The sequence below is a fragment of the Gemmatimonadaceae bacterium genome, assembly GCA_030647905.1.
GTDB lineage: Bacteria > Gemmatimonadota > Gemmatimonadetes > Gemmatimonadales > Gemmatimonadaceae > UBA4720.
In genome coordinates this window covers 30702-43352 of record JAUSJA010000018.1, presented here as the reverse complement: position 1 = coordinate 43352, position 12651 = coordinate 30702, and the positions used below count along the sequence as shown (strand labels likewise).

The 12651-nt window shown below is 64.3% G+C and carries 8 protein-coding genes; 3 read left to right on the top strand and 5 right to left on the bottom strand.

The genetic code is table 11. The annotated features are described in order from the left end of the window. Positions 1-67: 67 nt before the first annotated feature. The gene (locus tag Q7S20_03885; protein MDO8500964.1) at positions 68-1153 is read right to left on the bottom strand and encodes a hypothetical protein; all 1086 of its coding nucleotides are present in this window, start codon (positions 1151-1153) and stop codon (positions 68-70) included. 397 nt (positions 1154-1550) lie between these two features. Between Q7S20_03885 and Q7S20_03880 the strand changes: the two genes are divergently transcribed. After that, positions 1551-1967 carry a hypothetical protein gene (locus tag Q7S20_03880; GenBank protein ID MDO8500963.1) on the top strand — a complete coding sequence of 139 codons (417 nt, stop codon included), beginning with the start codon at positions 1551-1553 and terminating at the stop codon, positions 1965-1967. Positions 1968-2023: 56 nt separating this feature from the next. On the opposite strand, the gene Q7S20_03875 is transcribed toward Q7S20_03880, so the two are convergent. After that, positions 2024-3157 (bottom strand): putative glycoside hydrolase, encoded by a 1134-nt coding sequence (locus tag Q7S20_03875; GenBank protein MDO8500962.1) that lies wholly within the window; start codon positions 3155-3157, stop codon positions 2024-2026. Positions 3158-3196: 39 nt separating this feature from the next. Then, positions 3197-5167: a protein kinase gene (locus Q7S20_03870; GenBank protein ID MDO8500961.1), complete on the bottom strand. Its 1971-nt coding sequence runs from the start codon at positions 5165-5167 to the stop codon at positions 3197-3199. Positions 5168-5308: 141 nt separating this feature from the next. Between Q7S20_03870 and lon the strand changes: the two genes are divergently transcribed. Further along, complete coding sequence (lon, locus tag Q7S20_03865; GenBank protein ID MDO8500960.1) at positions 5309-7861, top strand: endopeptidase La; 2553 nt, start codon at positions 5309-5311, stop codon at positions 7859-7861. 88 nt (positions 7862-7949) lie between these two features. Here lon and Q7S20_03860 read toward each other — a convergent pair whose 3' ends face one another. Further along, positions 7950-8474, bottom strand: a complete 525-nt coding sequence (locus tag Q7S20_03860; GenBank protein ID MDO8500959.1) for a hypothetical protein — start codon at positions 8472-8474, stop codon at positions 7950-7952. Positions 8475-8565: 91 nt separating this feature from the next. Continuing rightward, entirely contained in the window at positions 8566-10629 is a 2064-nt protein-coding gene (locus Q7S20_03855) for a PBP1A family penicillin-binding protein (protein MDO8500958.1), read from the bottom strand. A gap of 6 nt (positions 10630-10635) precedes the next feature. Here Q7S20_03855 and Q7S20_03850 point away from each other — a divergent pair, with 6 nt between their 5' ends. After that, positions 10636-12543, top strand: a complete 1908-nt coding sequence (locus Q7S20_03850; protein MDO8500957.1) for an NAD+ synthase — start codon at positions 10636-10638, stop codon at positions 12541-12543. Positions 12544-12651: the final 108 nt, after the last annotated feature.

The following is a 12651-nucleotide window of genomic DNA, read 5'->3' as shown; positions in this document are numbered from 1 at the left end:
CCAGGCTCCCCCGCGGGATACATCTCTACGGGTCGGAGCCGGCGAGAGACCCACATCATCGCCTTGCCTAGATAACCTTTATTACGCGGCCGAGCAGCTTGCCGATGAGCCCGATGCGGAATGTGACGTCTGCCCAGGCGGCGCCGGTGGCTTTCGGCGTGCCGCCCGGCGAGAGGTCCTCGAGGGGGAACATCGGCCATACGCGCGGATTGCTCGTCGCGGGAATATTGGTGCCCTTGTGCGGGTGCCAGACTCCCGTCCGGCCGCGATCGTCCTCGAAGCGCTCGAACATCTTCACCCAGTTGTCGTTCCGGCGAAGGAAGCCGAGCCGCGCCATCGTTTCGAGCCACATGAGCGCAAAAGGCACGTCCGCCTCGACGACGTTGCGGTGCGGAAGTCGGTCGCCGAGCACGAACTGCGGCTGCTCCACCATCTTCTTGCCGATGAGTTGTACGGATTCCTGTCGCGGATGCGGCTGTGAGATGTACCGGTAGATGCGCTCCGTCTCGGTGTAGTTCTCGTTCCTGAAGATCGGCATGTGCGCGAGCATCGTCAGGATATGGAGGGTCGGCGGACAGACCTCTGGTGCGAGGACGTGTACGTTTCCGATTCTCTTCCATGGCCTCTCGGCGAGCGGAGAGCTGAGGTAGGCATCCACTCGCTCGAGAATTCGCCGCGCTGCGCCGCGAAGTCGCGGATCGCTCTCGTACCCCGCCTGCGCCAGCGCAGCTGCGGCTGCTTCGCGAAGCTGGAGACGTCCCCGCTTCACTGCTTCGTCGTCTTTCGCCTTCGTGCCAAGCTCGTAGAGATATGCTGGATCGTTGTCTTCCGCGAGCAGCCGGAACAACGGGCGGCGAGCCAGCGCGAGCGGCGGTGACTCGCGATCCCATCCGTACTCGAGGAGCCGGCGCACGGCCGGAATCGTTCCGACGGTGGAGAAATCGGCGCTCCGTCGCGGCACCGAGAGCATCGAGCCGTTCCAGATCCCGTCAACGTTCTGCGACAGTGCGAGGCGCAGCGCCGGACGGAATCCGTACGGGAGCCACTCCATCTCGCGGGCCGTCGACTCGGAAACGCGCGCGACCTCGGTGGCCGCGCGGTATTGCACCGGCCCCGAGGCGTTCTCCAGCAGCCAACCCAGCGGGAAGGACATGGTTTCACCAGTCCCACGGAGTGGCGGAAGAGTTATATCGGCGGCGGAACTGGGAACAGTCACAATCGGCGCTCGACGTCAGGTTCGTTGGAAAAAAGCCAGGGATCTCTCAGTCAGGCAGCCCGGCCGTGAGCGACGGCTTGAAAGCCGCCCGGCGAGGCATGGTAAGGAAAGTGGCCCTGTAGTGGCGCGTAAGAATAGCACTTTTTGTACTCGGCGCTAGGGCAGGCGGGTCAAGTCATTCGGAGGAAACGACTTACAGGGAATTGAGTGGCCTTCGCCCGACCGGCATCGAGCTTCATGAACCGTCGGTCAACCTTTTCCGCAGGGTCGGAGTATACAGAAGTGTCAACAGTACCCGAGCGGGTACTTCGCACAGTCTACTTCGGAGATGGGAATGAGCTGGATCAGAATGGCAGTGGCTGGAATCGCGCTGTGCGCTGGTGCAACGGTTGCGAGCGCGCAGGGTGCACCGCCTGCCGGAGCACCGCCGCAGGGTGGTCCCCCGGGCGGCGGAATGCGTGGCGGACGTGGAATGGCGATGCTCCTCGAGGGAATCACCCTCACCGAAGCGCAGCAGAAGCAGGCTGACGAGATCCGTACGAAGAACATGGCGGAGCGTCAGAAGATGATGCCGAACGGCATGGGAGGCGGCCCGCCCGACGAGGGCATGCGCGCGAAGATGATGGAGATGATGGGGAAGCAGCAGGCTGAGTTCCGCGCCATCCTCACCGCCGATCAGCAGAAAGTGTTCGACGCGAACGTCGAGAAGCGGAAGCAGATGATGCAGAGGCCTCCGCAGAGTCGTAACTAGCTCGCTCTACCCGGGTCTCGGTGGCAGATCGGCCTCCGAGGCTCAGGCGCGATGCATCACGACTCCGGTTCCAGCGCCGCCTCGGTGTAACGGCTGCCGGGGTTCCACAGTATCCAGCTCCGATAACCATTGTCGTAGCCGGCCTTCATCTGCGCGCGCACCTGCTCGGCGTAGTAGTGCGGTGGGCCCAGTGTGAAGTCCTGGTACCACGGGATAATCCTGGCGGCGTTAGGGACTTTTTCGCTGCGGCGCCTGATGTCCTTCATCGCGCGGTTTATCGTCGCGTACGGATTCGCGTTGGGGTTGCCCAGCTTGTACGTGCCGGGCGCGAAGTGGGACGGATAGACCATCGGAAGCACGACGTCCGCCTGATCCACGAACATCTCCCATCGCTGCCCAATTCCCATGTCGGTGGTATCGGTGGCGGTGAGGCCGAAGACGTCTATCGTCACCGGCACCGCCTGCGGTTTGAGCGCCGCGCGCACGTAGCCGATCTGGTCGCGAATCACCTGGGCCCGGACGCGGCCGTTGGATAACGGATACACGGCCTCCCTCACCAGCCGCTTCTCGTCGGGAAAACGCACGTAATCGAACTGCACTTCGCTGAAGCCGAGGCCATACGCTTCCTTCGCGAGATCCACAGCGTACTGCCACACTTCGCGATGGTGAGGGTCAAGCCACGGCTTGCCGTTCTTGTCGAGCCACGGCTGCATGTTGTCCTTCCGCTTGATCGCCCACTCCAGCTTCGCGCCGGCGAGGAGCGGATCCTTCGCCACGACGATGCGCGCGATCGGATAGATCCTGTGCGCGACCATCGTGTCGAGGATGGCGCGGAGCTTCGTGTGCGACATCGCGCTGTTGGTGTCGGCGCCTATCTGCACCGCAAGCGGAACGCGCGACTTGTACAGCACGAAGCCACGATCGTCCTTCACGTCAATGACCAGTGCGTTGACCTCGGTCTTCTTCGCCAGGTCAATGAGCTGTCCCATCTTCCTGCCGACTGCGGCCCACCGGTTCACGTACAGTCCGCGCACTACGTCCGGAGTCGGCACGCGAACTATTCGTGCCCGCTCGACCGAATCCTTTCTGATCGGGTCGGCGCGCGCCGACTGCGCGGCCACCGCCGGCCCGTCGCTGCACGAGGCGGCGATCAGAAATGCGACGACAGAAAGGCCTTTCAGGCTTTGCATGTGCTCATGTTGTTTTCCCGGAGGGGAGGCCCTGCGCTGCTAGAGCGCGTTGACCTCGGCGGCCGCGTCAGAGAGGTAACCCATCTCTTTTACCACGATCTGCGCCTGTTCTGTCACCATGGTGAGTCCATTGGGCGCACCACCCATGCCCGAAGAGCGATACCGCAGCAGCTCGAGGCGCATGCTTCGGAGGAGCTGACGGCAGTGCTCGAGCTTCGTTTCCGCCTCCGACCGCTTCTTCCCGAGATCGGCGACGACGCGGCGCTGACGCTTGAGATGCGCGAGACGGCGAACGCGCTCTTCGCTGGCGCGATAGTCGAGCGGATTCGCCTGTGCCTCGAGCAGGGTTATCTCCTTCTCGATGGATTCGGGTGTATCACGATTGTCGCGCAGGTCGAGCTCGGCCAGCGTCGTGGCGACCTGCATCGCCTTGCGGTAGATCGCGTCCGCCGATTGACCGACGTCGGGGATCTGCTCGCGCTCGTCCTTCGTCATCGTCTGGAGCTGGCGATAGATCTCGTCGCGATCCATCCTGACCGACGCCAGCGCTGATCCGTACGGCGAGTTGTCGGCCAGCAACGCGGGGGGCGGATTGCCTTCGCCGGGGAGCGGAGACCGGGGCATTCGGGCGCTCGACCCACGGCCGAGCGCCGGTGGCAAACGGTCATTGAACAGGCCGCCCGCAGCGCGCTCGCGCGCACGCGCACGCACCTTCTCGCGCTTCGTCTCGTCGAACAGCGCGCGCGCGTCGTCGATCGTCTCGGCAGCGACGTCGAAGATGAGCCGGTCGCGCGGCTGCCTGAACACGTCGCGCCAGTTGTAGCCTTCCTGCCAGAGCTTGGAGTACTGCACGGCCATGCCGATGGACCAGAACGCGGTGATAACGAGGAATCCGCCGTCTCCGAAGATCGAGAGCGGAATGAGGATCGCGTTCACGGCGAGATACGGCGCCAGCTTCTTCCGGAATCTCCGCACGGGATCGGCATTCCACCGTTCCATTTCATCGGGAGTCGGAACCGAGGAACCCCTGAGGCCGGAGCCGGTGCGTGTCGCTACCGCGCCGCGCTGCACCGTTCCCCGATTCGTCGCTGGCAATCCGGCGAATCCGTATGGCGCCGATGCCGGCGCCTGAGCGGTTCGCAGTGTCGGCATCACGCCGCTGCTCAGCGCCACCACCACCGACTCCGCATCGGGGAACCGATCAGCCGGATCCTTCTCCAGCATGATCATGATTGCGCGCGCAAGATCCATCGGCAGATCCGGCTGGCGCTCCTCCACCGGTGTCGGACGCTCCGACAGGTGCTTCACCAGCATGGATGGAGTATTGGGCGCGTTGAACGGCAGATCGCCACACGCCATTTGATATCCGACGACGCCCAGCGAATAGATGTCGCTGCGGCCGTCTATGTTCGAATCTCCCGCCGACTGCTCGGGCGACATGTAAGCGGGCGTCCCGATCGCCATTCCCGTCGCCGTGAGGCGCGAATCGCCCTGGTCCGTGAGCGCGCGAGCGATTCCGAAGTCGGTCACCATCGCCCGTCCGCTGTCGGCGTCGAGCAGAATGTTGTCCGGCTTGATGTCGCGGTGCACCACGTTGCGCTTGTGCGCGTAGGCGAGCGCGTCGGCTACCTCGCGGAGAATGCGCCGGACGTCGCCCGCTTCCAGCGGGCCGTGCTGCTGCAGTCGCGTGGCGAGATTGTCGCCCGCGATGAAAGCCATGATGAAGTAGACGAGATTGTCCCGCTCCTCGACATTGTAGATCGGGACGATATTGGGATGGCTGAGCTGCGCGGCGGTCTCCGCCTCACGCAAAAAGCGCGAGCGGATGTCCGCGCGAAACGCCAGCTCCGGGGGCAGGAGCTTGATCGCGACATTGCGCTTCAGACGCTTGTCCATCGCGCAATACACGATCCCCATTCCGCCGCGTCCGATCTCGCTGTCTACTTCATAGTACGGCTCGAGAACGGACGCCACATGGGCGCCAAGGGCATCGTCAGGTCTTAATGGCATGCTTGACGCGTCATCCCGACAGACAAGAATTGTGAATCATGCCCCCCTGGCGTGAATCAGTCGCTCAAAAGATGCAGTATTAGGAACACCACTAGAAAGACGTACTTCTAAAAGTAGTCGTTTCAATTCTCAGGGAAAAACATGGGACAGCGTCAAACTATACCCGTTCTGCCTCTTCGCGGAACAGTAATTTTTCCGGGCCTCACCGCTCCCATCGCCGCCGGCAGACCGGGAACGCTTCGCGCGATCGAGGCAGCGCTGAAGGGCGATCGACTCGTATTCGCCGTCGCCCAGCGCGACAACACCGACGAGCCCGCGCCGGAGATTCTCTATTCAATGGGAGTCATCGCGCGGATCGGGCAGATCCAGCGGGGACTTGGCGGTGTGCAGCTGCTGCTTCAGGGCGAGCAACGCGCAACCGCTCTCCAGTACACCACCATCGAAGGCTACCTCAGCGCGGTGATCGTCCCCGCCGAGGAGATGAGCCCGGTGGACGAGAACGATCCGGCGTTCACGGCTCTCCAGAAGGAGACCCGCGAGCGTGCCGCCGAGCTCGGCGAGCGGCGCGGGCTTCCGGAAGAAGTGGTGCATCAGGTGCTCGACGCCGTCACCGAGCCTGGCAAGTTCGCCGATCTCGTCGCCGGCTACATCGAGCTTTCCGTTCCTGAGAAGCAGGGTCTTCTCGAGACGCTGAACATCGAGGATCGCCTGCGTCGCGTGCTCGTCCACGTTCAGCGCCAGGTCGGACTGCTCGAGGCGCAGGAAGACATCAAGTCGCAGGTCCAGGAAGAGCTCGGCGAGCGTCAGCGCGAGATGTACCTGCGCGAGCAGATGAAGGCGATTCAGAAGGAGCTCGGCGACGACGACCAGAGCAAGGAGATGACCGATCTCCGTGACAAGCTCAGCAAGCTCGAGCTCCCGAAGGTAGCGCGCGCCGAAGTCGAGCGTGAGCTGGGTCGTCTGGAGCGGGCGGGCCGCGAATCAATGGAAGCCCAGGTGATCCGGACGTATCTCGAGTGGATCGCCGAGCTTCCCTGGAACACCCGCTCGGACGACCACCTCGATCTGAACAATGCATCGAAGGTGCTCGAGGAGGATCACTACGGTCTGACCGATGTGAAGGACCGCGTGCTCGAGTTCCTGGCCGTCCGCCAGCTTCGCGCGCAGCAGCTTGCGCAGGAGGTGGAGCGCGAGGGCGAGGTGCCCGCGTCGGTGCTGCGCGCCGAGAAGGATGAGGCGACTCCGTCGCTCGCGGTTGGCGTGGACGAGGAGCGTCCCATCACCGACCAGAAGGAGGCGAAGGCCAAGGCGATGGCCAAGGGCCCGATCCTCATCTTCATCGGACCGCCTGGCGTCGGCAAGACGTCCATCGCCAAGTCGGTCGCCCGCGCGCTCGGACGCGAATACGTCCGCGTTGCGCTCGGTGGCGCGCGCGATGAGGCCGATATCCGCGGCCACCGCCGCACGTACGTCGGAGCGATGCCGGGTCGCATCATCCAGGGAATGAAGCAGGCCGGAACGAAGAATCCCGTGTTCCTGCTGGACGAGGTGGACAAGCTGGGAACGTCGTATCAGGGAGATCCATCGAGTGCGCTGCTCGAGGTCCTCGATCCCGCCCAGAACGACACGTTCACCGATCACTACCTCGGCATTCCGTTCGACCTGAGCGAGGTGCTGTTCATCGCGACCGGGAACTTCGTCCAGAGCATTCCCGGACCGTTGCTCGATCGAATGGAAGTAGTTGATTTCGCCGGGTACACCGAGAAGGAGAAGGCGGAAATCGCCAAGAAGTATCTCATTCCGCGCCAGCTTGAGGAGTCGGGCCTGGGCGACAAGGGGATTCACTTCACGGACGACGCGGTGATGAGCGTCGTGTCCAATTACACGCGCGAGAGCGGCGTGAGACAGCTCGAGCGCCAGCTTGGTGCAGTGGCGCGAAAGGTTGCGCGCAAGATCGCGATGGGCGTGACGGGCGAGCTCGTTGACGAGGAGATCACCGCCGACGAGGTCCGTGAGCTGCTCGGCCGGCCGAAGGTGCATCCGGAGCGGGCGCAGGAAGCGAACGAGGTTGGCATCGCCACCGGCATGTACTACACGCCGATGGGCGGCGACATCATGTTCGTCGAGGCGTCAATTCGACGGTACTACGGCACGCGGCAGACCGATTCCGAAACCACAGGGCCGGCTGGAGCGGTGTCGCTGATTCTCACCGGACAGCTTGGCGACGTGATGAAGGAGTCGGCGCGCGCGGCGTTCACCTACGCGACGAACAACGCCGCGAAGCTCGGAATTCCGAGGGACCGGCTGGGCGCGATCGAGGCGCATATCCACGTTCCAGCGGGAGCCATCCCGAAGGATGGTCCTTCCGCCGGCATCGCGATGGCGACGGCGCTGGTGTCAGAGATGTCGGACCGCGAAGTGCGGCGCGATGTCGCGATGACAGGCGAGATCACTCTGCGCGGGCGGGTGCTGCCGATTGGCGGCCTGAAGGAGAAGGTGCTCGGCGCCCATCGTGCGGGCATCAAGCACATCATCATCCCCAAGGCGAACGAAGGCGACATCGAGGACGTGCCGGAGGAAGTGAGGAACACGCTGACCTTCCACCCGGTCGAGACGCTGAGCCAGGTGCTGGAGATTGCACTTGTGAAGCCGACGGCAACCGAGGACGTGAAGCCGCTGGAGAGCGCGGCGTAAAACCCCGTTACCTGCTACCCGCTGCCCGCTGCCCGCTGCCAACAGCTGAGAGCGTCGGGTAACAGGTAACAGGTAACGGGTAACGGTCTTACCACGCCCATCCGATCGACAGCCGCGCGATGGGCAGCCCGTCCGCGCCGAAGTCGTTTCGGAACAGCCGCTTCGCGCCGATTCCGCTGGCGACGGCGAATCGCTGATCGCGCCCGAGTATCCAGACATAGTCGCCGCGCACGCCGATCGTGAACGCGGTCGCGCTGTTGTTGCTGCACAGGTTGCAGTTGCTGCCAATGGCGACGAATCCCGCGCTTGCGCCGACGGACAATCCGCGAATCGCCTTCCCGGTGGGATAGTAACGAACGATGCCATCCACCGACGTGTAGTTGTCGCTATCGAAGTCGAATCTGGACGCTGCAACCGCGACAGAACTCGTCGGTGTCAGGGCGTGCTCAATTTCGCCGTTGTACCACTCGAAGATGAGTCCGATCGGGTTCGCGGATATGAGATTGACGCGCGGTACGTGGGAGGGGTCTGCATCCAGAACCTGCGCGGAAGCTGACGAAGCGACCAGGACGGACGCGAGTGACACGAGGACGGCCAGACGAAGACGATTCATTGGAATGGGGTTGAGGACACGTGACGAGGCCAGTCGTGGCAGCCGCGGGATAATCTAGGACGGTTGGAGCCTTGGTCCCACGGGATTCTTCTCAGAACCCGATCGGGCCCCAGCGGAAGATCTTCCACGGGTCGACGCGGAACGGCGCCGGTTCCGTGCCCTCCACGAAATACTCCGTGTAGCGACGATCGGCCGGCGTGGCGGGAGTCGCGAGCTGACCGGTGACGCGGTCCAGCTCCCCACTGATCACTCCGATCGGCGGTGTCCACTGGGAAGCGGAGCGCTCGAGTGACGAGCGGCCGGCGCTGCTGGCGTAGTAGCGAGCCATCATCTTCCCCCAGATCGGGGCCGCGAGCGAGCCACCCGCGGCTCCCGGAGTGATCGTCTTCGGCGTGTCGAAGCCGAGCCAGACGCCGGCGACGATGTCCGGCGTCAGGCCGATGAACCAGACGTCGGTATTGTCGTTGGTCGTGCCGGTCTTTCCGGCGACGGGGACGCTCGCTGGAAGGAATCGCCGGATGGACGATGCGGTGCCGCGCTCCACGACATCGCGCATCATGTCGCGCACGACGAACGCGGTACGCTGATCCATCGCCGGGGGAAGCGCGCGGACCGGCGCGGTAAAGACGGCATTGCCCGCCCGATCCTCGATGCGGTGGATGAATCGCGGCTCCACGGCAGTCCCGAGGTTGGCGAAAGTCGTGTACGACGCGATCATGTCGAGCGGTTGCACCGCCGACGCGCCGATGGCGCTGGAAGGATAGGGTGCGATCGTCCCCTGAATCCCCATCCGCCTGGCGAGCGCGATGACGCTGTCCATTCCGACTTCCTGCCCCAGCTGCACAGCGACGACGTTGCGCGACCTGGCCAGTGCCTCCCGCAGCGTGATGGCGCCGAGGAATTCGTGGTCGGAGTTGTCGGGCCTGTAATACGTGCCGTTGGGCAGCGGGATAGCGATCGCGGTGTCGCCGACGATGGCGTTGGGTGGAATGCTGTCGGCGATGGCCGCGGCATACACGATCGGCTTGAATGAAGAACCGGGCTGGCGTTTTCCGTCTATCGCCCTGTCGAACTGCGAGGCCTTGTAATCACGCCCGCCGACGAGTGCGCGCACATCCCCCGTCGTCGGGTCCATCGCCACGACCAGCCCCTGGAGATAATCCGAGTCCTTGCCCGTGCCGGCTGTCTTCGGATGACGATATCCCGCGCGCGCCTCGACCTCGGCGAGCCCTTCGGCGAGAGAGCTTACCGCGGACTCCTGAAGCGCGGGATCCAGCGCGGTGTAGATGCGGAAGCCGCCCTGATTCACCGGAATGCCGGCGCGCTCCGCCTGAATCTTGACGACGTCCACATAATACGGCGCCGGCGTCGAAATGCCGTAATCCGGCGCGGTGACGAGCGACGACGCCTGCGCGGCACGCGCCTGCGCCGGCGTGATGTACCGCTGCTGAGCCATCAGCGCGAGCACGGTATTACGCCGTTCGTGCGCGCGCGCGGGAAACTTCACCGGCTCATATATCCCGGGACCTTTGGGCATCGCCGCGAGCGTCGCCGCTTCGGCGAGAGTCAGCTTCGACGCGGTCTTGGCGAAGTAGTGTCTCGCGGCCGACTCGATTCCGTACCACCCGTGGGCGAATCCAATCTGATTGAGATAGGCTTCGAGGATCTGCTCCTTGGTGTAGTGCTTCTCCATCTCGCGAGCGGCGGCCTGCTCGCGCAGCTTGCGAGCGATGCTCTGGTCCCGGCGGTCAATGATGTCGGGATGCATGTTGCCGACGAGCTGCTGCGTGATGGTACTCGCGCCGCGGCGGTCGCCGAGGATGTTGTCCTTGATCGCGCCGGCGATACCGACCATGTCCACGCCGTCGTGCTGGTAGAAGCGCTGGTCCTCGACCGCGATGAACGCCTGGCCGACGTACTTCGGCAGAGTGCGGATGGAGATGCTGGTGCGGAGCTGCGTGCCGATCTCGCCGATGAGCGAGCCGTCGCGCGCGAGTATTTCCGACGACTGCGGCTGCGCCACGATCTGCCAGACCTGTCCGGTTCGTCGCGCCTGGGCGCCGAGTGCGGCGGGAGCGAGGAGCAGCACGGCCATCGCCAACCGCGCCGCCTGTTGCCCGCGCAGACGGCGAATGGCAACTTCAGTGTAATGCATCAATCCGTGCACCTGGCAATCATACAGTTCAAGCCGCGAAAGGGCGACTACGAAAACAATCTCGCGAAGCTGGGCGGGATTTTCGCCCAGCTCGATGCATTGACACCGCGACCGCAGGTTGCGTTCCTTCCCGAGACCGCGGTCAGTGGATACTTCCTCGAAGGGGGAGTGCGGGACCACGCGGTTACCGCAGGAACGCTGGTCCGCGATCTCGACGCGCAATACCGCGCCGCCGTTCCGTCGCTCGAGCCGATGGACGTCGGGCTCGGCTTCTACGAGATCTGGAACAACTCCATCTATAATAGTGCGCTGTACGTGACATTGGGGGGAGAATCGCCCATCGTCCGGCACGTGCACCGGAAGGTGTTTCTTCCGACGTACGGTCTGTTCGACGAAGAGCGGTTCGTGGACCGCGGCTTCGAGATCCGGGCGTTCGACACGAGCTGGGGACGCGCCGCGATGCTGGTGTGCGAGGACGCGTGGCACAGCCTGTCGGGAACCATCGCAGCGCTCGACGGGGCGCAGATGATCTTCATTCCGTCCGCCTCTCCGGCGCGCGGGCTTTTCCCGAGACAGGACGAGCTGGCGGGACCAGCGAATCTGGAAAGGTGGGAGCGGCTCGCGCGCGACGTTGCCTCCGAGCACGGAGTCTTCACCGGGCTCGTGCACCTCGTCGGATCCGAGGGTGGAAAGACTTTTTCCGGCGGGTCCATCGTTGTCGGACCGAGGGGTGACGTGAAGCTGCGCGCGCCTCTATGGGAGGAGGCGATCGCAACGGTGACGCTCGATACGTCGGAGCTGACGCGCGCGCGTGTGGAGCTGCCGCTGCTCACGGATCTCCAGACCATGCTGCCGCATCTCGTTCGCACGATCGGAAAAATTCAGCTTGGCGAGCCGTTGCCGCTGTCCTACGATCCGGCGACGAGCAACGGTGCATCACCTGTTGGGATCGTGTCGGGACAGCCATCGCGTGCATGGGCGACGAGCGATGCGCGAGCGTGGAAGCCCGAAGCAGGCGCCGGTGCGGAGCACGGTGGCGTGGAATCGCGTCCCGAGCCCGCACGGATTGCGGTCGTGTCCGCGCCGGCATCGGTGATGGGGCCGCCGCCGCTCGAAATCGATCCAGCGCTCACGGCGGACTGGCTCGTGTCGTTCCTTCGCGAAGAGCTCCGGCTGCGCGGCTTCTCGCGCGGAGTGATCGGCATCTCGGGCGGCGTGGATTCGGCCGTGACAGCGTATCTCGCTGCCCGCGCACTCGGCCCATCCAACGTGGTCGGCGTGAAAATGCCTTATCGCACGTCGAGCGCTGATTCTCTCGCGCATGCGCAGCTGGTGATCGACGAGCTGGGCATCGAGTCACGCACCATAGATATCAGCGCGGCGGTAGACGGATATCTCGCAAACGAACCCGGCGCGAATCCGGGAAGACGCGGAAATGTCATGGCGCGCACGAGAATGATCGTCCTGTTCGACCAGTCCGAGCGCGAGCGCGCCCTGCCGCTCGGCACCGGGAACAAGACCGAGCGCCTGCTCGGCTACTTCACCTGGCACGCCGACGACTCTCCGCCGATCAATCCGCTCGGCGACCTGTTCAAGACTCAGGTATGGGCGCTGGCGAGACACCTTGGAGTTCCCGAGGCAATAGTCGGGAAGCCGGCGTCAGCGGACCTGATCGCGGGCCAGACGGACGAGGGCGACTTCGGGATCAGCTACCAGCGCGCCGACGAAATCCTCAACTGGCTCGTGAACGGCTACGCCCCTGCGGACGTGGAAGCGCACGGTTTCACGCGCGAAGAAGTCGCGCTCGTGCAGAAGCGGCTGTCAGGCACGCACTGGAAGAGGAAGCTGCCGACGGTCGCGATGCTGAGCGGGAGCGCCATTGGGGAGACGTACCTGAGACCCGTCGATTATTGACTACCGTTACCCGTTACCCGCTGCCCGCTGCCCGCTGCCCGCTGCCCGCTGCCCGCTGCCCGTTACCCGCTGCCCGCTGCCCGCTGCCCGCTGCCCGCTGCCCGTTGC